General features: G+C 73.8%; 18 protein-coding genes and 1 pseudogene. 10 read left to right on the top strand and 9 right to left on the bottom strand.

Annotated features, from left to right (window positions below; genetic code table 11):
* Window positions 1–37: 37 nt before the first annotated feature.
* The gene (locus RIM90_RS15405; RefSeq protein WP_309061265.1) at window positions 38–457 is read right to left on the bottom strand and encodes a hypothetical protein; all 420 of its coding nucleotides are present in this window, start codon (window positions 455–457) and stop codon (window positions 38–40) included.
* Window positions 458–525: 68 nt separating this feature from the next.
* Window positions 526–1,308 (bottom strand): hypothetical protein, encoded by a 783-nt coding sequence (locus tag RIM90_RS15400; protein ID WP_309061264.1) that lies wholly within the window; start codon window positions 1,306–1,308, stop codon window positions 526–528.
* Window positions 1,309–1,847: 539 nt separating this feature from the next.
* Between RIM90_RS15400 and RIM90_RS15395 the strand changes: the two genes are divergently transcribed.
* Window positions 1,848–2,489 carry a transglycosylase family protein gene (locus RIM90_RS15395; protein ID WP_309061263.1) on the top strand — a complete coding sequence of 214 codons (642 nt, stop codon included), beginning with the start codon at window positions 1,848–1,850 and terminating at the stop codon, window positions 2,487–2,489.
* 65 nt (window positions 2,490–2,554) lie between these two features.
* On the opposite strand, the gene RIM90_RS15390 is transcribed toward RIM90_RS15395, so the two are convergent.
* From RIM90_RS15390 to RIM90_RS15380, 3 genes are read right to left on the bottom strand one after another with little or no spacing between them, the layout of a single operon-like run.
* Complete coding sequence (locus RIM90_RS15390) at window positions 2,555–3,220, bottom strand: ATP-binding cassette domain-containing protein (RefSeq protein ID WP_309061262.1); 666 nt, start codon at window positions 3,218–3,220, stop codon at window positions 2,555–2,557.
* Window positions 3,217–6,360, bottom strand: coding sequence for an ATP-binding cassette domain-containing protein (locus RIM90_RS15385; RefSeq protein WP_309061261.1), 3,144 nt, complete (start codon window positions 6,358–6,360; stop codon window positions 3,217–3,219). Before RIM90_RS15385 ends, RIM90_RS15390 begins: the two co-directional genes overlap by 4 nt.
* Window positions 6,348–6,851: a hypothetical protein gene (locus tag RIM90_RS15380; RefSeq protein ID WP_309061278.1), complete on the bottom strand. Its 504-nt coding sequence runs from the start codon at window positions 6,849–6,851 to the stop codon at window positions 6,348–6,350. Before RIM90_RS15380 ends, RIM90_RS15385 begins: the two co-directional genes overlap by 13 nt.
* Before the next feature lie 164 nt (window positions 6,852–7,015).
* Between RIM90_RS15380 and RIM90_RS15375 the strand changes: the two genes are divergently transcribed.
* The 3 genes from RIM90_RS15375 (at window position 7,016) to RIM90_RS15365 (ending at window position 9,972) form a co-directional block, all read left to right on the top strand.
* On the top strand, window positions 7,016–7,585 hold the full coding sequence (locus RIM90_RS15375) for a hypothetical protein (protein ID WP_309061260.1): 570 nt from the start codon (window positions 7,016–7,018) through the stop codon (window positions 7,583–7,585).
* On the top strand, window positions 7,554–8,852 hold the full coding sequence (locus RIM90_RS15370; protein ID WP_309061259.1) for an ABC transporter substrate-binding protein: 1,299 nt from the start codon (window positions 7,554–7,556) through the stop codon (window positions 8,850–8,852). The genes RIM90_RS15375 and RIM90_RS15370 overlap by 32 nt, the downstream gene beginning before the upstream one ends.
* A gap of 79 nt (window positions 8,853–8,931) precedes the next feature.
* On the top strand, window positions 8,932–9,972 hold the full coding sequence (locus tag RIM90_RS15365) for a YafY family protein (protein ID WP_309061258.1): 1,041 nt from the start codon (window positions 8,932–8,934) through the stop codon (window positions 9,970–9,972).
* Between the two features lie 43 nt (window positions 9,973–10,015).
* On the opposite strand, the pseudogene ctaD reads toward RIM90_RS15365, so the two are convergent.
* A pseudogene (ctaD, locus tag RIM90_RS15360) lies at window positions 10,016–11,542 on the bottom strand (cytochrome c oxidase subunit I); the annotation flags it as partial.
* A gap of 418 nt (window positions 11,543–11,960) precedes the next feature.
* On the opposite strand from ctaD, the gene RIM90_RS15355 reads away from it, so the two are divergent.
* The gene (locus RIM90_RS15355) at window positions 11,961–12,176 is read left to right on the top strand and encodes an I78 family peptidase inhibitor (RefSeq protein WP_309061257.1); all 216 of its coding nucleotides are present in this window, start codon (window positions 11,961–11,963) and stop codon (window positions 12,174–12,176) included.
* Window positions 12,177–12,249: 73 nt separating this feature from the next.
* Here RIM90_RS15355 and RIM90_RS15350 read toward each other — a convergent pair whose 3' ends face one another.
* Window positions 12,250–13,278 carry a phosphatase PAP2 family protein gene (locus RIM90_RS15350; protein WP_309061256.1) on the bottom strand — a complete coding sequence of 343 codons (1,029 nt, stop codon included), beginning with the start codon at window positions 13,276–13,278 and terminating at the stop codon, window positions 12,250–12,252.
* Window positions 13,279–13,525: 247 nt separating this feature from the next.
* Window positions 13,526–14,803, bottom strand: coding sequence for a mannosyltransferase family protein (locus tag RIM90_RS15345; protein WP_309061255.1), 1,278 nt, complete (start codon window positions 14,801–14,803; stop codon window positions 13,526–13,528).
* 261 nt (window positions 14,804–15,064) lie between these two features.
* On the opposite strand from RIM90_RS15345, the gene RIM90_RS15340 reads away from it, so the two are divergent.
* Window positions 15,065–16,675 (top strand): MFS transporter, encoded by a 1,611-nt coding sequence (locus RIM90_RS15340; protein ID WP_309061254.1) that lies wholly within the window; start codon window positions 15,065–15,067, stop codon window positions 16,673–16,675.
* A 103-nt stretch (window positions 16,676–16,778) separates the two neighbouring features.
* A complete protein-coding gene (locus tag RIM90_RS15335; RefSeq protein ID WP_309061253.1) occupies window positions 16,779–17,969 on the top strand; it encodes an acyl-CoA dehydrogenase family protein in 1,191 nt (396 codons plus the stop codon).
* 52 nt (window positions 17,970–18,021) lie between these two features.
* Here RIM90_RS15335 and RIM90_RS15330 read toward each other — a convergent pair whose 3' ends face one another.
* Complete coding sequence (locus RIM90_RS15330; protein WP_142196280.1) at window positions 18,022–18,459, bottom strand: cell division protein SepF; 438 nt, start codon at window positions 18,457–18,459, stop codon at window positions 18,022–18,024.
* Window positions 18,460–18,759: 300 nt separating this feature from the next.
* Here RIM90_RS15330 and RIM90_RS15325 point away from each other — a divergent pair, with 300 nt between their 5' ends.
* The 3 genes from RIM90_RS15325 to RIM90_RS15315 form a co-directional block, all read left to right on the top strand.
* A complete protein-coding gene (locus RIM90_RS15325) occupies window positions 18,760–19,920 on the top strand; it encodes a DUF5685 family protein (RefSeq protein WP_309061252.1) in 1,161 nt (386 codons plus the stop codon).
* A 342-nt stretch (window positions 19,921–20,262) separates the two neighbouring features.
* Window positions 20,263–21,171 (top strand): S1 family peptidase, encoded by a 909-nt coding sequence (locus RIM90_RS15320; protein WP_309061251.1) that lies wholly within the window; start codon window positions 20,263–20,265, stop codon window positions 21,169–21,171.
* Window positions 21,172–21,787: 616 nt separating this feature from the next.
* The coding region (locus tag RIM90_RS15315) for a S1 family peptidase (protein ID WP_309061250.1) at window positions 21,788–22,679 on the top strand (892 nt) is incomplete at its 3' end.

Below are 22,679 nucleotides of genomic sequence, written 5' to 3'. Positions count from 1 at the left end.
GCTCGGGGGCCGCCCCTTCGCCGTCCACCGTGCCCGGTCAGGCACCTCTGCGCGGAGCCGGCGGCAGCCCGGCCGGCACGTGCCGCATCCCGGTGGCGGGTCGGCCGACCGTTCCGACGCGCTGCCACTGCGGCTGCTGTCCGGTGGTCTGGCGGGTGCTGCTCGCCCCCGCGCTGTGGGCGCCGTACGAACCGCTCCCGAGGGAGCCGGCGAACGACCCCGGGGTGTGGCCGCCGTACGAGCCCGTACTGCGCGGGATGTTCCCGAAGGCGGTGAAGCCCAGTTCCTCCTCGCCGCTGCGGTCGCCCGGCAGCGCGCGGAAGGACTTGACGTACTCGGTGTAGAGGGCGTCGTAGATCGGCGTGGCCGAGAGGCCGCTCCGGGAGCCCTGAGCCGGGCGCCCGGGGGCGGGGACCGAGGCGAGGGACTGGCGGCGGGGAACGTCGTATGCGTGCACGTATGTCCAAACGACCCCGTGACGTAAGAGATGCGGCCCCTGTGCGGCTTTCGCCGGTTGCGCGCCGGTCAGATGCCGGCGAGCGGCAGGGCCGCGGCGACCAGCTTCCCGCCCGCCGCGGCCCTGTCCAGCGCGTCGCGCAGCAGGTCCTCGCGCGGCTGGCGGCCGATCGAGCCGGCCGGGGCCGCGAACATCAGCACCTGCTGGTGCTTGCCCGCGGCCGACCGCCAGCCCTCGGTGACCTGGAGCGGCTGGTGCGCCTGCCACCAGGCCACCGGCCGGCCGCCGTTCGGGTCCGGCTGGAGCACGGCGTGCAGCTGGCCCGCGGCGAGCAGCACCGACCATCCGTGCAGCACCGTCGGCACGGCCGACAGCTCGGTCAGCGGCATGAAGCCCTGCTCGATGAGCAGCGGCAGGAAGTCGTCGCCCGTGCCGAGCGATCCGGGCCGCGCGACCGGCGCGGTCGGCTCCACGACCAGCGCCGGGTGCAGTTCCCCGGCGATCAGGACCAGCCCGCTGGTCACACCGAGCACGGCCTGCTCGGGCGCGACCTTCTCCGGCCCCGGGGCCCCGGTGTCGCCGCCGATGGCCCGCACGGCACCCTGGAGCTGCTCCTCGGTGACCTGGACCACCTGCGAGGGCAGGCAGGTGGCGTGCGCGAAGGCGAGGACGGCGGTCTCGTCCCCGATGAACAGAACGGTGCTGGTCCGCTCCTGCTCCGGGTCGCCCGGGGTGCGGCAGGAGGTGCAGTCGTAACCGCCCGGGGCGGAATCTCCGGCGAGCAGGCGGTCGGCTTCTTCGTCGCCGATCTCGGCGCGTACCTCGTCGCTGACGTCGAGCATGCGCGGCACGGGTGGCTCCCTCGGGATGCGGTGCGTGGCGAGGCCGGGTGGCTCCCGGCCCGTGGTCCGGGTGGGTCCCCGGCTCATGAAGAAGACAACGGAGGACCTGTGGCGGGAGTCACGCCCCAGGGCGAACGGAATCGAACCATCCAGCGCACACGGTCACGACCGGCCCGGAACCGGGCACTCACCGTCAACTGCCTGCAGCGTCAATGCTGTTGGCGAGGTGAAGTGGCTCACAGGTCGGCGGGCGCGCTGGTCGACAAATCCGGAAATCAGCGAATGAAGTGGGTGGCCGGAAAACGCCGATACCCGGGGTAATGGCGGACTGGCCTGGCACGACGGGGAGTTGGTTGAACCGGCCGCCGCGGGCTCCCTACATTCCTCCGCCGTGTGCAACGAGCACCGCTCGGGTACGTCCGCCGACCACGCCCGGCAGCACCACCGCACGACCCGAAGGCGGACGGGGCGAGCGCGGCTCCCGCGCCCCATGGCGCGCCGAGCGGCGTTCCGCCTCGGGGACCCCGAGGCGTTCGGAAGGGACCTGCATGTCCGAATGTGCCGATAACACCCGCGACACCGCTCGGAAGACCCGTACGACGGCTGTCCTGGCCGGCGCGGCCCTGCTCGCGCCCCTCGGACTGCTGGCCGCCACCGGCGACGCCACGGCGGCGGACGGCGGAGTGTGGGACCGCATCGCGCAGTGCGAGAGCGGCGGCGACTGGCACATCAACACCGGCAACGGCTACTACGGCGGGCTCCAGTTCTCCGCCTCCACCTGGCGCGCCCACGGCGGCACGGCCTACGCGCCGACGGCCGACCGGGCCACCAGGTCCCAGCAGATCGCCGTCGCCACGAAGGTCCAGCGGGCCCAGGGGTGGGGCGCCTGGCCGACCTGCTCGGCACGCGCGGGGGCGTCCGGGAGCGCACCCGCCGCGGACCCGGCGACCGGGAAGGAGGCACCCTCGAAGCCGACCGGAGCGACGGAACGGTCTGAGGCGCCGGCGCGTGCGGCCGGGCACGCGGACCGGGACGCGTCCCGCGGTGACCACACCGTCCGCGCGGGCGACACGCTGAGCGGCATCGCCGCCCGGCACGGCACCACCTGGCAGCACCTGTACGCCGTCAACCGGAGTGCCATCGGGGCCGATCCCGATGTGATCGTGCCCGGGCTGCGCCTCGAACTCTGAGCCGCCCCCCTCGCCCGGGACACGGGCCCCGCCGGCCGGCCGGCGGGGCCGGGGCGTTCCGGGAGTCACGGGTGACCCGTGGAGCAGCCGGGACGGCCGAGTTCGCCCGCCTCCCCGGCGAACACCACCGCGCCCCGCCGCAGTTCGTACACGACGGCGGGGCGGCCGCGCAGGGCGGGCGGCAGCCGCTGCTCGGCGACGACCACGCACGCGTCGAGCGCGGCCAGCAGCGCGTACGTACGGGCCGCGACCGGGGGCGACATGCCCTGGACCGGCTCGTCGACGAGCACGACACGCGCGCGCGTCGCCAACGCCCGGGACACGGCCAGCATGCGCTGCTCACCGCCGGAGAGGGTGCCCGCGCGGCGCTCCAGCAGCGGCCGCAGCTGCGGGTAGGCGTCGAGCGCGGCGGCCGGGTCGGGGGAGGAGAGGGCGAGATTCTCGCGCACGGTGAGGGAGCCGAACACGGCCTGCCGCTCCGGCACCAGGCACAGGCCGCGCCGGGCCCGCTCGTACGCCGGCACGCCGGTCACGTCCACGCCGTCCCACACCACCGCCCCGCCGGACAGCGGCACGGTGCCGGCCAGCGCCCGCAGGGCGGTCGTCCGTCCGGAGCCGTTGCGGCCCAGCAGCACGGTGAGGCCGGGACCCGGGGCGGCGAGCGTGACCCCGTGCAGGGCCTCCAGAGGGCCGTAGCGCACGCGCGCGTGACGCAGGGAGACGACGGTCACGGGCCGGTCGCCTCCCCGAGGGCGTCGAGGACGCGACCGGGCGGTCCGGAGGCGACGATCCGGCCGGCCGCCATGACGTGCACGACGTCGGCGAGGCCGGCGACCAGGTCGGGATCGTGCTCGACGACCAGGAGCGCCATGCCGTCGGCGGCCAGGGCCTTCAGGACCCGGGCCAGCGCGGCGACCTCGGCGGTGTCGAGACCGGCGGCGGGTTCGTCGAGCAGCAGCACGCGCGGGCCGGCGGCGAGGGCCCGGGCGAGTTCCACGCGGCGCAGCGTCCCGGTGGGCAGCCCGGCGGCGGGCAGCGCCCGTACCGGCCCGTCGAGCCCGAGCAGCCGCAGCGTCCGCTCCACCGCGCCGGCGTCGCGCACCCGGCCCTGCTCGGCACCGACGCGCACGTTCTCCGCGACGGTCAGGGTCGGGAAGACCGCCAGCCGCTGGAAGGTCCGTGCGACGCCGAGCCGGGTGCGGGCGTGCGCGGGCATCCGCGTGATGTCCCGCGCCCCGAACCGGACCACCCCCCGCGCGGGCCGCACCGTCCCCGCCAGACAGTGGAACAGCGTGCTCTTGCCGGCCCCGTTGGGACCGACGAGCGCGGTCACCCGCCCGGCCGGAAGCTCGAGGTCCACCCCGTCCAGCGCGGTGAACCCGCCGTAACGGACGTGCAGGGCGCGGGCCTCGAGGACGGGGAGGGAAGAGGGGGCCGCCGCGAAGGCCCCTGCGGCCCGGTGCCCCGCGGGAGCTCCGCCGTCGCCCGTGCGCGGGAGTGCGGGGGCGCCTGACACGGACGGCCGTCGTGCGCCGCCGGGCGGGACGGGCCGGCCCGGAGGCGCGTCCGCCGTCCGCCCCGGTACGCAGCGCGGTTCTCCCGGGCGGGGACGCGCGTGCCCGGACCGGTTCCGGTGCTCGTGCGCCGCGGCCCCGCCGGGCGGCTGTCCGGAGGTGTCTTCGGGCGGTGGGGCACCGGTGGCGGGTCCCGGAGGACCGGCGGGTCCGTCCTGTGCCCGGTGGCCGGTCACCCCGCCGGGCACGTGGTCCTCCTCCGCGGGGGCGCCCCCGGTGGTGCCGCGGCGGGCGGAGCGGTCGGGGGGCGGGGCACCGGTGGTCGCGTCCCGTGCCGTGGCGCGCGCCGCCGCGCTCCGGGCGGCGTCCCGCCGGGACCTGCCGGTCGGCCGGGGCGCGGCGCACCGCCCTTCCGGGACCCCCTTCCCCCGCGTGCCCGCCCGCGGGCCGGCGCCCGTCGCCGTCGCTCCCGCCGGCACCGGGACGGGCGCCGGGCCGGGGTCCGGCCCGCGCAGCCGGCGGCGCACCCGGGCCGCCGACGGGGTCGGCTCCGGTGGCCCGCCCGGCCGCAGCCGCCCCGCCGCCGCGCGCAGCGCCTCGTACGGGCCACCCGGGAAGCGGCCCACCAGGACCGCCAGGACGCCGATCACGGCCGCCGCCACGCCCCCGCGCGTGCCGGCGTCCAGGCCGACCAGGAGCGCCGCGGCGAGCAGGGCGCCCAGAGCGCTGTCGGCGCCCAGGACCACGACCGCGGCGAACCACAGCAGGCCCCGCACGGGGTCGTACGCGCCGGGGTCGAAGGCGCGCAGCCCCATGCCGAGCATGCCGCCGCCGAGCGCGGCCAGGGCGGCGCCGCAGACGAAGGCCAGGAGCTTCAGCGACGGCACCCGGACGCCCGCGGCCCGCGCCCCGGACTCGTGGTCGCGCATCGCCGCCAGGGCGCGGCCCGTGCGGCCCCCGCGCAGCGCCCGGACCGCCAGCAGCGCGCACGCCAGGAGGGCGAGTTCCAGGACGTAGTACGCGCGGTCGCCGTCGAAGCCCGCCGGGCGGCCCAGGGACAGGCCCGACGTGGCGTACGGCTGGTCGAAGACGAAGCGGCTCACGCCGACGCCCACCGCGAACGTCGCCAGCGCCAGCGCGAGCCCCCGGCGGCCGATCGCCGGCCAGCCCGTCAGCACGCCCAGCGGAGCGACCAGGACGACCGCCACCGCGAGCGCGGCCAGCTCCGGCAGGCGGGGGAGGCCGGGGAAGCGGCCGGCCGCGAGGAGGGCCGTGAACAGGGCGCCCAGGCCCGCGTACGCCGCCTGCCCCAGGGAGATCTGGCCGCCCCGGCCGGTGACCACCACCAGGGACAGCAGCACCACCCCGAGCGCCGGCACCTGTACCGCCGTGTGCAGATCCCGCCCGGCGAAGCCCAGCGGCAGCAGGAACAGCACCCCGGCCACGATCCAGGCGCCCGGCGGAGCCGGCATCCGCGCGGTGGCCGTGCGGGGGAGCGCGTCGCGCGTGCCGACACCGGGCAGCACCAGAGCGGCGATCAGCAGGGCCACGACGAACAGGTTGGCGCCGACCGCCTGGAGCAGCGGCTCGCCCCACCCGGACGGGTGCAGCCGGGTCAGCTGGCTCTGCGCCACCCCGATGCCCAGCGCGACGACCACCGCCACCGTCAGCACGCGCATCCGCGCGGCGACCGCGACCGCCACCACCTCCATCACGAGCAGCGGCAGCCCGTACGGGTCCAGTCGCACGTACGGCGCCAGCAGCACGCCCGTGAGCCCCGCCGTGAACGAGCCGAACGCCCAGCCCGCCGCCGCCACCCGGTCCGCGTCGATCCCGCCGAGCACGGCCAGCCGCCGGTCGTCGACCACGGCCCGCAGCTCCCGCCCGAACCGCGTCCGGCGGATCACCGCCGCCACCGCCGCGCCCAGCACGGCCACCACCGCCAGCTGCCCCCAGGGCTCCGCCGGCACCAGCACCGGCGCGTCGTCCCGCGCCCCCTGTCCCCACAGCAGCGCCGCACCGCCCACCAGCAGCACGAACACCCCGATGGACGCGACCAGCGTCTGCGCCGGATCGCCGCCGAGCACCGACAGCGGCCGGAAGACGAACCGCTCCAGCACCACCCCCAGCCCCGGAGCCACCACCAGCAGGGTCAGCGCGGCCGCCCACCACAGCGGCCAGCCCCACTCGACCACGCAGCCGCGCAGCACGTACGCGCACACCATCGCGATCGCCCCGTGCGCGAAGTTGAGCACCCCGGTGGCCCGGTACGTCACGATCAGGCCGATCCCGGAGAGCGCCGCGGCGGCGCCCACCGACAGCCCGGCCAGGGTGAGGTCGTACGTCAGGGAGGACATCGGCGGGGACCTCCGCCGTCGGCGGGTTCGGCGGGTTCGCAGATCGGGCAGGGCCCCAGCCCGCCGTTCGCCACCAGCTTCGCGTCCACCGGCACCGCCTCCGCCTTCCCCGCGACCAGCGGGCAGTCCGCGCGGTGCCACAGCGTCCCGCCCGGCACCATCAGCGTCTCCCCGCTGACCGCGACCGGCGCGCCGGCCGCCTGCCCCGACTCGTCCGCGCCCGCCGGTTCCGCCGCCACCAGCAGGCCGTACAGCTCCTCCACACGCGTGGCGGCGATCGTGTCCCGGCCGTGGGCGAGCAGCACCGCCCCGGCGATGATCAGCGCGGCGCCGGGGATCGTGCAGGAGGCCAGGTAGGGCAGCTGCCGTTCGGCGTACCGTTCGCCCGAGACGCCGTACCAGCCGATGACGCACAGGACGGCTCCCGCGGCGAGCGCGGCCCAGCCGGCCCAGAGGACGGGGTGCGCGGTCCGCAGTCGGGCTGTCCGCATCATGGCTCCCCACGTCGGGTCTCTGTGCCTGCGTCCGTGTCTGTCCGGTCCGTGTCTGTCCGCCCGTGTCCCACTCGGCCGATGGGTTGCACTATGCCCCCTGGAAGCCGACCCTGAAAGCATCGGGCGCCCACGGCCCGGACCGACACCCGGTGGTGAGCCAGATGGTTCTCGGCAGCGACCTCAGGCGGGGGAACACGAGGGGCCGCGGCCCACGGGCGGCGGGGCGGGGCACGGCGGTCACGGCCGCCCTGCTGCTGTTCCTCGCCCCGGCCCTCGCGGCGTGCGGGGACGACGGCGGTGGCGGCGGAGACAGCCCGCCCCCCACGCCGGCGGACCGGACGACGAGCGCACCGGCCAGCGCGCCCGCGGACCGGGCGGCGGCCGAGCAGGAGATCCGGCAGAACTGGGAGAAGTTCTTCGACCCCGGGACGTCCCCGGACGAGAAGAAGACCGTCCTGGAGAACGGGGAGCGGCTGGGCCCCGTGCTCGAGGCGTTCAGCGGTGACGAGCGCGGCGGACAGGTGAGGGCGGAGGTCACCGAGGTCGCGTTCACCTCACCGACCGAGGCGGACGTGAAGTTCGCCCTGACCCTCAGGGGCGCCACGGCCCTCCCGGACGCCTCCGGAACGGCCGTCGAGCAGGACGGCACCTGGAAGGTGTCCGCCAAGTCCCTGTGCGCGCTGGTGCAACTGAGCGGCGATGGCTCGCCCCCGGCCGTCCCGGGCTGCTGAGGCGCTCGCCGCGGCCGCGCTGCTCGTCCTGGCCGCCGCCTGCGGCAGCCGCCTGCCCGAGAGCGACTTCCGGCGCGACGACCGCGCGCCCGCGCCCACCCGGGGCACGGGCGAACCGATCCGCGTGGGCGTCGTCGCCAGTGCCACCAGCCCGGTCGGCGGCAGCGCCTTCACCGGTCCGCGCGACGGCGCCGTGGCCTACTTCGACCGGCTCAACGCGCGCGGGGGCATCGACGGCCGGCGGGTCGAGGTGCGCCTGTGCGACGACGGCGGCAGCGGCGTCGGCAACAACGAGTGCGTGCACCGGCTCGTCGACGAGGAGAAGGTCGTCGCCCTGGTGGCCACCACCGCCCTGGACTACGCGGGCGCCTCCCGCGTCTCCCGCGCGGGCGTGCCCGACATCGGCGGCCAGCCCGTCGGCACCGCCTACGACACCTACCCGCACCTGTACGGCATCTACGGCAGCAAGGCCCCCCGGAACGGCACGCCCGGCTGGGACGGCAAGCTGTACGGCGGCACCGAGGTCTACCGCTACTTCAAGCACGAGCACGGCGCCCGCACGGCCGCCGTCGTCTCCTACAACCAGTCCGCGTCCGCCGCCTACGCCCGCCTCGTCGAGCGGGGCCTGCGGGCCGAGGGCTACGAGGTCGTCACCGAGCAGGTCGACTTCGCGCTGCCCAACTTCCGCGCGGTGGCCGCCGACCTGAAGGAGCAGGGCGCCGACCTCGTCTTCGACGCCATCGACGGACACGGCAACGCCCGTCTGTGCGAGGCCATGGACGACGTCGGCGCCCGGGTCACCGCCAAGGTCACCAACGTGCAGAACTGGACGTCCGCCGTCGCCGAGGACTACAAGGACGCCCCGCGCTGCCGCAACGCCCTGTGGGCCACCGGCTCCAGCCGCAACTTCGAGGACACCGGTCACGAGGCCGTACGGGAGTTCCGGGACGCCACCGAGGACCTGAAGACGCACTCCCAGTGGCAGCTGGAGGGCTGGGCCGCCGCCCGCTGGTTCACCGACGCGGCCACGTCCTGCGCCCCGACGGGCATCACGCGCGCGTGCGTCGACGGCCACGTCGGCCGCGCCGACGGCTACACCGCGGGCGGCCTGCTGCTTCCCGTCGGGTTCCGGCCGTCCCCCGAGCCCCCGGCCACCGGCAGGACCTGTCTGTCGGTGGCCCGCTGGCGGGACGGCGAGGGCTGGGTCACCCAGGGCGACATGAACCGCACCTGCTTCGAGGTGCCGCAGCTGGCCTACGAACCCTGAGCGCCGGGGCCTTCGGGGCGGCGGCCGTCCTCTCGGGTTCAGGACAGCGGCTGTCCGCAACGGCTGGCAGACTCGCCCCATGTTGGAGACCTCGGCACGCCTGCTGCGTCTGCTGTCCCTGCTCCAGGCCCACCGCGAGTGGCCCGGCGCCGATCTCGCCGAACGGCTCGGGGTCAGTGCCCGTACCCTGCGCCGCGACGTGGACCGGCTGCGCGAGCTCGGCTACCCCGTCGACGCCAGCCCCGGCACCGGCGGCGGCTACCGGCTGGGCGCGGGCGCCGAGCTGCCGCCGCTGCTGCTGGACGACGACGAGGCCGTGGCCGTCGCCGTGGGACTGCGCACCGCTGCCGGGCAGGGCGTCGAGGGCATCGGCGAGACCTCCGTACGGGCGCTGGCCAAGCTGGAGCAGGTGCTGCCGAACCGGCTGCGCCGCCGCGTGGGCGCCCTCAACGCCTTCACCGTGCCGATGCTGCGCGGGCCGCGCGCCGACGCCGTCGACCCGGCGGTGCTCACCGAACTCGCCCACCTCTGCCGGGACGCCGAACGCCTGCGCTTCGAGTACCGCGGTCACGACGGCACGCCGACCCGCCGCACGGTGGAGCCGCACCGCCTGGTCTGCTCCGAGCACCGCTGGTACCTGGTCGCCTGGGACCTCGACCGCGCGGACTGGCGCACCTTCCGCGTCGACCGCATCACCCCGAAGCCGCCGCACGGGCCGCGCTTCGTCCCGCGCGAGCCGCCCGCCGAGGACCTGGCGGCCTACGTCTCCCGGGGCGTCTCCACGCGCGTGTACGCCTCGCACGCCGTGGTCCGGCTGCTGGTGCCCGTCGAGGAGGCGGCCGAGCGGATCTCGCCCTCCGCGGGGACGCTCGAGGCGGAGGGGCCGCGAAGCTGTGTCCTGCGCACCGGCGCCGCGAGCCTCGACGTCATGGTGATGCACGTGATGATGCTGGGCTTCGAGTTCGAGGTGCTGGAACCGGTCGAACTGGTCGACGCGGTCAGGACGGCTCGTGACCGGCTTGCTCGCTCCTTGGCTCGGGCTGGGGCGTCACGGCCGCGTACTCCGGATGGTTCATGTCGAACGCCGGCGACTCCGAACGGATCCGGGGCAGCGTCGTGAAGTTGTGCCGGGGCGGCGGGCACGAGGTCGCCCACTCCAGGGAGCGGCCGAAGCCCCAGGGGTCGTCGACCTCGACCTTCTCGCCGTACCGGGCGGTCTTCCAGACGTTGTAGAGGAACGGCAGCGTGGAGACGCCGAGCAGGAACGCGCCGATGGTCGAGACGGTGTTGAGCGCGGTGAAGCCGTCCGCCGCGAGGTAGTCCGAGTAACGGCGCGGCATGCCCTCGGCGCCCAGCCAGTGCTGCACCAGGAACGTGGTGTGGAAGCCGACGAACAGCGTCCAGAACTGGATCTTGCCGAGCCGTTCGTCGAGCATCTTCCCGGTGAACTTGGGCCACCAGAAGAAGAACCCGGCGAAGGTCGCGAAGACGACGGTGCCGAAGACCACGTAGTGGAAGTGCGCGACGACGAAGTACGAGTCCGTCACGTGGAAGTCCAGGGGCGGCGACGCCAGCAGCACCCCGGTCAGCCCGCCGAACAGGAACGACACCAGGAACCCGGTGGCCCACAGCATCGGCGTCTCGAAGGACAGCGAGCCCTTGATCATGGTGCCGGTCCAGTTGAAGAACTTCACGCCCGTCGGCACGGCGATCAGGAAGCTCATGAAGGAGAAGAACGGCAGCAGCACCGCGCCGGTGGCGAACATGTGGTGCGCCCACACCACGACCGACAGCCCGGTGATGGCCATGGTGGCGCCGACCAGCGTCAGATAGCCGAACAGCGGCTTGCGGCTGAAGACCGGGACGATCTCCGTGACGATGCCGAAGAACGGCAGCGCGATGATGTAGACCTCGGGATGGCCGAAGAACCAGAACAGGTGCTGCCACAGGATCGCCCCGCCGTTGCCGGCGTCGAACACCTGCGAGCCGAACCGCCGGTCCGCCTCCAGCACCAGCAGCGCCGCCGCGAGCACCGGGAACGCCAGCAGGATCAGGATCGACGTGAACAGCGTGTTCCAGGTGAACAGCGGCATCCGGAACATCGTCATGCCGGGGGCGCGCATCCCGACGATGGTGGTGACGAAGTTGACCGCGCCGAGGATCGTGCCGAACCCGGACAGGGCCAGCCCCATGATCCACAGGTCCGGGCCGAGGCCGGGCGAGTACTGCATGCTGTTCAGCGGGGCGTAGGCGAACCAGCCGAAGGCCGCCGGGCCCCCGGTCACCAGCAGCGAACCGAGCACGATCAGGCCGCCGAAGAGGAACAGCCAGTACGAGAGCATGTTCAGCCGCGGGAAGGCCACGTCGGGCGCGCCGATCTGCAACGGCATCAGCTCGTTGGCGAACCCCGCGAAGCTGGGGGTCGCGAACAGCAGCAGCATGATCGTGCCGTGCATCGTGAACATCTGGTTGAACTGCTGGTTGTCGACGATCTGCAGTCCGGGCCGGGCCAGTTCGGCGCGCATCACCAGGGCCATCACGCCGGCGATCAGGAAGAACACGAACGACGTGATCAGGTACAGGTGGCCGATCTTCTTGTGGTCGGTGGTGGTCAGCCAGTCGATCACCACCCGCCCGCGCCGCTGCCGGTGCGCCGGTCGCACCGCCGCCCGTACGGTCTGCGTCCCCATCGCTCGCCCCTTCGCTCATCGCGCGCGGGCCCGCCCGAACCCGCGCCACACGTACCCCGGGCCCACGCCATGATGCTCGCCCCTGCCCGGCCCGGACAGAGGGCGTGCGGATGGTGTGAGGAGTTCGAGTGTTTTCTGTGCGCATCGGCGTCCGCGGGCACGCACGGCGGTGAAAGCGAATGGGGTCCGGGGGCGCGTCCCCCGGAACTTTCCGCCGGGGTTAATCGCGGCCGTGGCGTGACACGCGGGAATTGCGTTCGAATGCCCGCGGAAGGCGTACGGAACCGCCCGTCCGGGTGATGGTCACCGACACAAACGTCTGTCGTGATCCTGTGACAGAAGTGTGACCGCCGGGGGATCCGGTCCGTGTTCCCGGTGCGGGCTTCCCCGCTCACGGGGCAGGGCATAGCGTGGCCGTATGGCACCCATTCCGACGCCCTCCGCGGAACCCCACGACAGTCCGGACGCCTATGTCGGCCTCGCCGCCGACCGGGCCGAGCACCTCGCGCGCGAGCGCGGCTGGTCGACGGTGCGGGCGCTGCCGCCCGGGGCGATCATCACCATGGAGTACCGCGTGGGCCGGCTGAACTTCGAGGTGAGGGACGGCCGGGTGGCGCGGGCCTGGAAGGGCTGAGACACGGCGACGGCCCCGGTTCCGCGAGGGAACCGGGGCCGAGGCGTGCGCACCGGACGGTCGCGGGCGTCCGTCAGGGGCGGGTCGCCGACGTGGTGCCGCGCGGGTGACGCTCCGCGTGCTGGGGGCGGCGGCTGCCCCCCGGGGTCACCGGGGTGCGCTCCGCACGGGTCGTGTGCGGGCCGGGCGCCAGGTAGGCGTGCGGGCGGGCGGCCGCGCGGCCCGTGGGGACCGGTTCGCCCGCGGGGACCGGTTCGGGGGCCGGGGTCTCCTCGCGGCCGGTGGGCGGTCCCGCCGCGCCCGGCGCCCCGACCGGCAGCACCGCCACCGGTACCGTGCGCCCGCGACGTGTCCGCCAGCGGTCGCGCAGGGCGAAGATCCGGGTCTCGGTGCGGGCGATCAGCGGCTCGAACCAGGGCAGCGCGAGCAGGATCAGCAGGCCCGCCACCCAGCCCAGCAGCACGTCGCTCAGCCAGTGCGTACCGATGTAGACGGTGGACAGCCCCACGCCGAGCGAGGTCACCGCGGACAGGGCGGACAGCCAGCGGCGCGCTCTGCCGGTGGAGGCCAGATAGGCCAGGATGCCCCAGGTCACCACGGCGTTCGCGGTGTGGCCGCTGGGGAATATATCGCCGCCGAGCCACATCTCGTTCGAGCCGATCTCGGTCGCGTAGTGCGGTCCGAGCCGTCCCATGCCGTACTTCGCGGCGCCGACGGTGACGTTCAGCAGCAGCAGGGAGACCCCGAGGGCGAGCAGCGGACGCAGCGTGTGCTGCCGCCAGGAGCGCCAGCCCAGCCAGGCCGCGACCATCACGGCGGTCGGGCCGCGCTGGCCGAGCACCACGTAGTAGTCGACGAAGGCGTGGAGCTCGGGCCACTGCTGGTAGGGGCGGAAGAACATGACCTGCCAGTCCAGCCGGACCAGCCAGGAGGTGATCACCACGGCCCACACGATCGCCAGGTAGAAGGCCAGGGTGGCGCCGAAGAGCACCACCCGGTGCCGGCTCATCCGCGGCATGCCGATGTGGGCCGGTCGTTCCGGCTCACGATCCAGCCTCGCGAACACCCGGTCCAGACGGGTGGGCTTCCGTTTGGTACACACCCAATCGACGTTACAGCGAGTGAGCGCACTTCCCCGCCGAATCAGCGGCTTTGTGATGACGATGTGATGTGGCATTCCTCTCAGGCGGGCGTTTATTTCCAGTGGATCCGCAATCCCCCGGGCGCTGCGACCTTCAATTCCTTTGATCATTCGGGGTGACGGTTTTATTGCGCTTTTGAATTCGTTCACCGGGGCCTGGCGCGGAATTTTCCCGGTGCTCATCGGCCGTCCGGGCGGTCCGCACGGGTCAGGGCGGGCCGGAACCGTTCAGCCAGAAGGCGCCGTACACCGCCGAGGCCACCGCGACCGACCCCACGAGCAGCGCCGACCTGGGGGGACGCAGCCGGGCCAGGGGCAGGGCGAGGGGCAGCAGCAGGGGGAAGGCGGGCAGCAGCAGGCGCGGCTTGGAGCCGAAGTAACCCGACGCGCACAGGGCGAGCGCGGTGACGACCCCGGCGTACACCAGCAGCGGCAGCGGCTGGCGCTGCCGCACGCAGATCACGTACAGCCACACCACCACGCCCACCCCGAGCATCAGCCCGAGCCCCGCCAGGGCGGACGGAAACGACGTGAACTTCTCGGCGACGAAGCGGGCGAAGGCGTATCCCCCGTCGAACCCGTTCCGCCATCCGGCCTGTACGTCGAGATACCCCAGCGGTCCGTTTCCGGTCCGGTGCCCGACCCACAGAACGTAACCGGCGGCACCGAGGGGGGCGAGGAGCAGGCCGAGGACCCGGCGCGGGCGGACGCCGGGGGCGGCGCCCTCGGCGGCGACCGGGGCGCTCGGCGAGGCGCGTGCGCCGTCCGGTGCCGCGGCGCGCCGGAGTTCCGTGCCACCGGGGGCGCCCGGCCCGGTGCGCGCGCCGTGCGTCACGGGCGCGCTGCGATCCCGCACGAACGAGACGATCCCCGCCGTCCAGACCGCCGCGACCACCGCCAGTCCCACCGGCCGGGTCAGCCCGGCCAGGCTCGCCAGGACGCCCGCCGTCAGCCAGCGGCCCGTCAGCACGGCGTACAGCGACCACGCGGCGAGCGCGGTGAACAGGGACTCGCTGTACGCCATCGACTGGACGATCCCGACCGGCAGCACCGCCCACAGCAGCACCGCGCACACCCCGGCCCGCGGCCCGTACACATGGTCGGCCACCGCGAAGATCCCCCAGGCCGCGGCGAGCGAGGCGAGCAGGGCGACGACGAAGCCCCCGTCGGCGTACGACAGCGGGGACACCGCCGCCACGAGCCGTTCCAGCCAGGGGAACAGGGGGAAGAACGCCAGGTTGGAGTGCACGTCGCCGTTCGGGAGCCGCACCTCGTAGCCGTACCCGAGTTCGGCCACCCGCGTGTACCAGAGCGCGTCCCAGCGGGCGGTCAGCAAGGTGTACGCGTCCTTGCCGCGCGCCGCGCTCCACAGGGCCAGGACGACCAGGCCGAGGGCGCGCACGGCCGCGTACCCGAGGAGCGCCGGGGCGGCCCGGCGCAGTGCTCCGAGGCGGGCCGGAGCGGCGCGCGTGTCGAGGTCGGTCACGGGCCCGATTATCGACCGGGTGCCGCACCGGGCCGCCGGGCGGGGCGCGCGCACTCCGGAGGGGAGTGGTGCACGCCACACCGTTCCGCCGCACGGGTGAGAGGTCCGCCACTCGACCTCGGCACGCACTCGCGTACCCTGACGTGTCACTCGCCGTTCGATGCGCGGGCCGGAGACCACCGCTCCTCTCCGGCCGAGTCGCGGGGGAGTCCCCACCCCGTGAGCCCGCCGACGGCGAGGGAACATCTGGGAGGTACGCACATGTCCGGGACGACCACGGCCTCCGCCGCACCGCGCGGTCGGACGGCCGGGGCCGGTGCCAACCGCTGGGTGGTGCTCGTCGTCCTCTGCGTCAGCCTGCTGCTGGTCGCCATCGACGCCACCGTGCTGCACGTGGCGGTCCCCGCCGTCACCGAGGACCTCAGGCCCGGCGCGGTGGAACTGCTCTGGATCGTCGATGCCTACCCGCTGGTCTGCGCCTCGCTGCTGATCCTGTTCGGCACCCTGGGCGACCGGGTCGGCCGCAGACGCGTGCTCCTGCTCGGCTACGCCCTGTTCGGCGTCGCCTCCGGCGCGGCGGCCCTCGCGGACAGCCCCCAGGTGCTGATCGCGGCACGGGCGCTGCTCGGCGTCGGCGGCGCGATGATCATGCCCGCGACGCTGTCGATCCTGCGCCAGGTCTTCCCGGACCGGCGCGAACGGGCGCTGGCCATCGGTGTCTGGAGCGCGGTCGCCGCGGTGGGCGCGGCGGTCGGACCGCTGCTCGGCGGGTTCCTGCTGGAGCACTTCTGGTGGGGCTCGGTCTTCCTGGTCAACATTCCGCTGATGCTGGTCAGCCTGCCGGTGGGGCGGATCCTGCTGCCGGAGTCGAAGGGCGACGGCGACGGTCCCTGGGACGTGGTCGGCGCGCTGCTGGCCGCCGCCGGACTGTTCGCGGCGGTCCTCGGCGTGAAGCGGCTCGGCGGCGGTGAGCCCGTCGCCGGCGTGTGGACCGTCCTGCCGTTGCTCGCGGGCGCGGCGCTGCTGGCCGTCTTCGTGCGCCGGCAGCGGCGCCGGGCGCACCCGCTGGTCGACCTGCGGATGTTCGCCCGGCCCGCGTTCAGCACGTCGGTGGGGTGCATCGTGCTGGCGATGCTCGCCCTGGTCGGGCTCGAGCTCATCGCCGCGCAGTACCTCCAGCTCGTGCTCGGGCTCTCCCCGCTCGAGACCGGGCTGCGCCTGCTGCCGCTGACCGTCGCGGCGATGGCGGCGGGCCTCGCGGGCGCGCGGATGCTGCGCCGGTTCGGCCCGCGCCGCATGGTCTGCTCCGGCTTCTGCCTGACGGCCGCCGCGGTGGTGTCCCTGACCGCGATGGGCGGCGAGGACAACGGTCCGCTGCTGCTCACCGGCTTCGTCCTGCTGGGCTTCGGCCTGGAGACCACCCTGTTCGGGGCCTACGAGTCGATGCTGAGCGAGGCGCCGCCGCAGCAGGCCGGCGGGGCGGCGGCGATCGGCGAGACCTCGTACCAGCTGGGCGCCGGGATAGGGATCGCGCTCCTCGGCAGCGTGATGAACGCGGCCTACGGGCCCGGTGTCACCGGCGTGCCCGGGGTGCCCGCGTCGGCGTCCTCGGCGGCGTCGCACTCGCTGGGCGAGGCGTACGGGGTGGCCGACCGGCTCGGCGGACCCGCCGGTGACGCCCTGCGCCAGGCGGCGCGCCACGCCTTCGTGCACGGGCTGCACGTGACCCTGCTGGTGAGCGCGGGCCTGCTGCTGGTCGGCGCCGCGATGGCGCTCAGGCTGCCGCGGGCGATGCAGTGCGAGACGGCCGCCGTGGAGGTGCCCGCGCCCCGGGAGGCCGCGGAGCCCCGCGTCTCCGGGCTGAAGGTGTGAGCCGTGCCCGCCGGGCCGGGGTGGACGTGCGCGGGGCCGCGTCGTAACGTCGGCCCGAGCCGCGACTAGCAGCGCTAGGTAAAAGTGTCCCGGAGGGTGTCCCATGTCCGCGTCCGCGCAGTTGCCCCCCTTCGACCCCGCCGACCCCCTCGGCCTCGACGACCTGCTGGAGCCGGAGGACCTGGCCGTCCGGGACACCGTGCGCACCTGGGCCGCCGACCGCGTGCTGCCGTACGTCGCCGACTGGTACGAGAAGGGCGAACTGCCGGGCATCCGGGAGCTGGCCCGGGAACTCGGCGGGATCGGCGCGCTCGGCATGTCCCTGGAGGGTTACGGCTGCGCGGGCGCGAGCGCCGTCCAGTACGGGCTCGCCTGTCTGGAGCTGGAGGCGGCCGACTCCGGGATCCGGTCCCTGGTCTCCGTGCAGGGGTCCCTCGCGATGTACGCCGTCCACCGGTTCGGCAGCGAGGAGCAGAAGCAGCGGTGGCTGCCGCGGATGGCGGCGGGTGAGGTCATCGGCTGCTTCGGGCTCACCGAACCCGACCACGGCTCCGACCCCGCCTCGATGCGCACGTACGCCAAGCGCGACGGCGGCGACTGGGTGCTCAACGGGCGCAAGATGTGGATCACCAACGGGTCCGTGGCCGGGGTCGCCGTGGTGTGGGCGCGGACCGACGAGGGGATCCGCGGATTCGTCGTGCCGACCGACAGCGCGGGATTCTCGGCGCCCGAGATCAGGCACAAGTGGTCGCTGCGCGCCTCCGTCACCAGCGAGCTGGTCCTCGACGACGTACGGCTGCCCGCCGACGCCGTGCTGCCCGGGGTGACCGGGCTCAAGGGGCCGCTCAGCTGTCTCTCGCACGCCCGGTACGGGATCGTCTGGGGCGCCATGGGCGCGGCGCGCAGCTGTTTCGAGGCCGCCGTCGACTACGCGAGGTCGCGGGAGCAGTTCGGGCGGCCCATCGGCGGGTTCCAGCTGACGCAGGCCAAGCTCGCCGACATGGCGGTCGAACTGCACAAGGGGATTCTGCTCGCCCACCATCTGGGGCGGCGCATGGACGCCGGCCGTCTGCGTCCCGAGCAGGTCAGCTTCGGCAAGCTCAACAACGTTCGCGAGGCCATCGACATCTGCCGCACGGCCCGCACCGTCCTCGGTGCCAACGGGATCTCGCTCGAATACCCGGTGATGCGGCACGCGACCAACCTGGAATCGGTGCTCACCTACGAGGGCACCGTCGAAATGCACCAGCTCGTGCTGGGCAAGGCGCTCACCGGAATCGACGCGTTCCGGTAGTTCCGGCCGACCGGGACCTCGCGGGGAGGCAGGGCCGGTGAGCGGCCCTGCCTCAGCTCTGGTTGAAGAAACCGTCCGACCGGTGCGCGGCCGGCTCCCCGCTGACGACTTCGGTGTCGGCCGGGCTCAGCAGGAACACCCGGTTGGACACCCGCTCGATGGAACCGCGCAGGCCGAAGATCAGGCCCGCCGCGAAGTCGACGACGCGCTTGGCGTCGCCGGCGTCCATGGCGGTGAGGTTCATGATGACGGGAACCCCGTCGCGGAACAGCTCGCCGATGGCGCGGGCGTCCCGGAAGCTGTCCGGGGTGACCGTGCCGATGCGGCGGCCCTTCTCCTCGGCGACGTCCGCGGCCACCTTGACCCGTGGATCGGTGACCCAGGCCTCCCCGGGCTCGGTCCCGTCGGAGTAGTCGTCGTCGTAGTAACGCTCGTCTTCGTTGTCGTCGACGAGGCCGAGCCAGGCACTCGCCTTGCGCACCGATCCCATGGACGCCTCCTCTCACAGCCGTCTTTCTTGCTTTCCGCATCCCTATGGTCGTCCATGATGCGGATGGTGCGCCAAGTGGATAGACGCCGCGCGGGGGGTTTGTGACGGTACTGGTGCACAGCTGATCCGTCGAGAGTCCGTGTTTCCCAAGGGTCTTGAAGCAAACGGCTGCTGACTGTGAGTGAAATATGATTCTTCGCTGCGTACGGGTGATGGACGGTGCGTACGGGTGAATCCGGCGGCCGATACGATGCGCCCGCTCAACGTCGCACAACCGTACGGGGGAACGTCGTGTTCGGGATGGTCAGGCCCTGCAGGCACCGGCTCGGGGAGAAACTCACGGCCCAGTGGATGGCGCACCTGTGCGGGCTGTGCCTCGCCTTGCGCGGGGACCACGGACAGTTCGCGCGCATCGTCACCAACTACGACGGGCTCCTCGTATCCGTCCTGACGGAGGCTCAGACCGGTCGCGCCGACGCGGGACGGCGCACCGCGGGACCGTGTCCGCTGCGCGGGATGCGCACCGCGTCCGTCGCGCAGGGCGAGGGCGCGCGGCTCGCGGCGGCCGTCTCCCTCGTCCTCGCCTCCGCCAAGCTGCGCGACCACGTCGCCGACGGGGACGGGCTGCTGGCGCGCAGGCCGGTGGCGCTCGCCGCGCGCCGGGTCGCCGCCGGCTGGGACCGGGCCGGGGCGCGGACCGGTTCGGAGGTCGGGTTCGACACCGCCGTCCTCGTCGACGCCGTGGACCGGCAGGCCGGTATCGAGACCCTCGCCGGCCCGGGCACGCCCCTCCTCACCGTCACCGAACCGACCGAGACCGCGACCGCGGCGGCCTTCGCGCACACCGCGGTACTCGCCGGCCGGCCGCACAACGCCGCGCCGCTCGCCGAGGCGGGACGCCTCTTCGGACGCCTCGCGCACCTCCTGGACGCGGTGGAGGACAGGGAGGCCGACGCCGCGTCGGGCGCCTGGAACCCGCTGACCGCCACCGGCACCCCGCCGGACGAGGCCCGCCGGCTCGCCGACGACGCGGTGCACGGCATCCGGCTCGCGCTGCGCGACGTGGAGTTCGCCGACGGGGGTCTCGCACACCGGCTGCTCGTCCATGAACTGCCCAACTCCGTTCATCGCGCCTTCGGTACCGTCTCCTGTGCCCACGGCGCCGGTCCTTACGCACCTCCCGGCGCGCCCGGCGCGCCCGGCGGCCCCGGCGCCCCGCTGCCTCCCGGGCCGCCGCGCCGCGACCGGCGCGGGCTGCTCGCGGGCTGCGCCGTGTGGCTGGGGCTGGCCTGCACGTGCCAGTTGTGCTGCGGCACCTACGAGGATCCCTGGAGCGGGGAGCGCAAGGAGGGATCCTGCGCCAACTGCGACTGCAGCGGGTGCGGCGAGTGCTGCAACTGCTGCGAGTGCTGCAACTGCTGTGGCGAGGACGGTGGCTGCGACTGCGGCTGCGACTGCTGAACGGCGGTCACGCCTCGACCGGCCGTGCGGAAGGGGCGGCCACGCCCCGGAAAGCTATCCGGAGGGTCGAATTCCGGACACCGTGAGGCGTGTTCGACCGGCCGTTGCACGGGTCTGGCCACGGGTGACGCGTTCCCGCGTGCGGATCAAATCTCCTAGATGGTTCAAAGGTTGACGGCCAAAAGGCACCCTTGCGCCGACCGGTCGGTCGGCCGAATACTCGCCCACAGCGCTTGTCAGGGGCACGACGTGTTCGGAATCCGGGCACTCGGCTCCCTGGCTGCGCCTCACGGGCCCACAACCCCACGAGGGCCCCCTACTTCCTTTATGGAGGAACGAGAAGTGAGGATCGAGCGCACCACCCCCCGCAGCGGCCTCTCGAGACGGACCCGGCTGATCGCCGTCTCCACCGGACTCGTGGCCGCCGCCGCGATCGCGATCCCCAGCGCGAACGCGGCCGACACTCCCACCACCTTCAGCTCCGCCGAGCTCAAGAGCGTCAGCGGCTCGGTGCTGAAGGCCGACGTCCCGGGCACCGCCTGGGCCGTCGACAGCAAGACCAACCGGGTGCTCGTCACCGTCGACAGCACGGTCTCCCAGGCCGAGATCAACAAGATCAAGAAGCAGGCCGGGGACGACGCCGACGCGATCACCATCAAGCGCACCCCGGGCAAGTTCAACAAGCTCATCCAGGGTGGCGACGCCATCTACTCGGGCAGCGGGCGCTGCTCCCTCGGCTTCAACGTCCAGACCAGCAGCGGGGCCCAGTACTTCCTGACCGCCGGTCACTGCACCGAAGGTGCGGGCACCTGGTACTCCAACTCCGGTCGCACCACGGTGCTCGGCTCGACCGCCGGCACCAGCTTCCCGGGCAACGACTACGGCATCGTCCGGTACACCAACACCTCGGTGAGCAAGCCCGGCACCGCGAACGGCGTGGACATCACCCGCGCGGCCACCCCGAGCGTGGGCACCACCGTCATCCGTGACGGCTCCACCACGGGCACCCACAGCGGCCGGGTCACCGCCCTCAACGCGACCGTGAACTACGGCGGCGGCGACGTCGTCTCCGGTCTCATCCAGACGACCGTCTGCGCCGAGCCCGGTGACTCCGGCGGCCCGCTCTACGGCAGCAACGGCACCGCGTACGGTCTGACCTCCGGTGGCAGCGGCAACTGCAGGACCGGTGGCACGACCTTCTTCCAGCCGGTGACGGAGGCCCTGAGCGCCTACGGCGTCAGCGTCTACTAGGACCGGCCACCGGGACCGGCCTGCGCCCCCGGTTCCGTGTTCCGCCCGCAGCCGGCAGCACGACGAGCCCCCGCACGCGAACACCGTGCGGGGGCTCGCTCCTGTCCGGGGCGAGGGGCCGGCGCCGGGCTCCGGACGCCGGGGAGGCCGGCCGGGGCGGCCCGGCAGCCGGTGCCGACGGCTCCGCGGCGGACTCCGCACCCGGTGCCGGAGCCGGCGCGGGAACCGGTGCAGGAGCAACTTCCGCCCGCCGCGCCCCGTGCGGATCCGGATCCCGAGGGGTCGAATTCAAGCCAGGGGCGGATCCTGCGGACCGCACGGCCGGTTACCCGCTCGTAACGTTTGCAGTGCGAACCGCTCCGCGTGTCCATGACCTGTCAGGACATAGGGGGCGCACGGGCGTTGCCGTACGCGCGTCCTGAAGTCGACCTTGTGTGCTCCCTGTGGGGTTCGGAAGAGTGGGCGCCGTTCAACCGGCACGGGCGCGGCTTTTCTCGTGCGCCGCCCTCGTGGCCGTACGCCTTCCGGCTCGTGAGGCCCCCACAACCTCCCGGGCCGTCCCCCCACAGGAGGACGTGAGTTGAAGCACCGACGCATACCCAGGCGACGTGCAGCCATGGCAGGTGCGGGCATCGCCGCACTGGTCGCCGCCGGGGTCACCTTCCAGACTGCGAACGCCAGTGAGACCCCGGAGGAATCCGGGCCCCGGGCCCTCTCGGTCACGGCGGCCGGAAAGCTCGCCTCGACGCTCGCCGAGGACCTCGGTGCCGACGCGGCGGGAACGTACTACGACGCGAAGAGCAAGAGCCTCGTGGTGAACGTGCTCGGCGAGGCCGCCGCCAGGACCGTGGAGTCGGCCGGCGCCGAGGCGAGAGTCGTGACGAACTCCCTCGCCGAGCTGAAGAGCGCGCGCACCACCCTCAAGCGGGACGCCACCATCCCGGGCACCTCCTGGGTGACCGACCCGATCACCAACAAGGTCGTCGTCACCGCGGACCGCACCGTCTCGAAGGCCGAGTGGGCCAAGCTGGAGAAGGTCGTCGGCGAGCTCGGCTCCACCGCCGAACTCCAGCGCACCGAGGGGGAGTTCAAGCCCTTCATCGCCGGCGGCGACGCCATCACCGGCAACGGCGGGCGCTGCTCGCTCGGCTTCAACGTGACCAAGGGCGGCGAGCCGCACTTCCTCACCGCCGGGCACTGCACCGAGGGCGTCTCCACCTGGTCGGACTCCTCGGGCGACGTGATCGGCGAGAACGCGGCGTCCAGCTTCCCGGGCGACGACTACGGCCTGGTCAAGTACACCGCCGACGTGGCCCACCCGAGCGAGGTGAACCTCTACGACGGTTCCACGCAGGCGATCTCCGGCGCCGCCGAGGCCACCGTCGGCATGCAGGTCACCCGCAGCGGCTCCACGACCCAGGTGCACTCCGGCACGGTCACCGGTCTGGACGCCACCGTGAACTACGGCAACGGCGACATCGTCAACGGTCTGATCCAGACCGACGTCT

This window comes from Streptomyces sp., from assembly GCF_031181555.1.
Taxonomy (GTDB): Bacteria; Actinomycetota; Actinomycetes; order Streptomycetales; family Streptomycetaceae; genus Streptomyces; species Streptomyces fimbriatus.
This window is presented reverse-complemented; position numbering and strand designations above follow the sequence as displayed.

Bases quoted from the DNA above. Each gene is read 5' to 3' on its own strand.
- RIM90_RS15325 (WP_309061252.1), top strand. From the start codon at position 18,760: ATGGTCAGGCCCTGCAGGCACCGGCTCGGGGAGAAACTCACGGCCCAG.
- RIM90_RS15340 (WP_309061254.1), top strand. From the start codon at position 15,065: ATGTCCGGGACGACCACGGCCTCCGCCGCACCGCGCGGTCGGACGGCC.
- RIM90_RS15380 (WP_309061278.1), bottom strand. From the start codon at position 6,851: ATGCGGACAGCCCGACTGCGGACCGCGCACCCCGTCCTCTGGGCCGGC.
- RIM90_RS15365 (WP_309061258.1), top strand. From the start codon at position 8,932: ATGTTGGAGACCTCGGCACGCCTGCTGCGTCTGCTGTCCCTGCTCCAG.
- RIM90_RS15355 (WP_309061257.1), top strand. From the start codon at position 11,961: ATGGCACCCATTCCGACGCCCTCCGCGGAACCCCACGACAGTCCGGAC.
- RIM90_RS15395 (WP_309061263.1), top strand. From the start codon at position 1,848: ATGTCCGAATGTGCCGATAACACCCGCGACACCGCTCGGAAGACCCGT.
- RIM90_RS15375 (WP_309061260.1), top strand. From the start codon at position 7,016: ATGGTTCTCGGCAGCGACCTCAGGCGGGGGAACACGAGGGGCCGCGGC.
- RIM90_RS15385 (WP_309061261.1), bottom strand. From the start codon at position 6,360: ATGTCCTCCCTGACGTACGACCTCACCCTGGCCGGGCTGTCGGTGGGC.
- RIM90_RS15370 (WP_309061259.1), top strand. From the start codon at position 7,554: ATGGCTCGCCCCCGGCCGTCCCGGGCTGCTGAGGCGCTCGCCGCGGCC.
- RIM90_RS15335 (WP_309061253.1), top strand. From the start codon at position 16,779: ATGTCCGCGTCCGCGCAGTTGCCCCCCTTCGACCCCGCCGACCCCCTC.
- RIM90_RS15330 (WP_142196280.1), bottom strand. From the start codon at position 18,459: ATGGGATCGGTGCGCAAGGCGAGTGCCTGGCTCGGCCTCGTCGACGAC.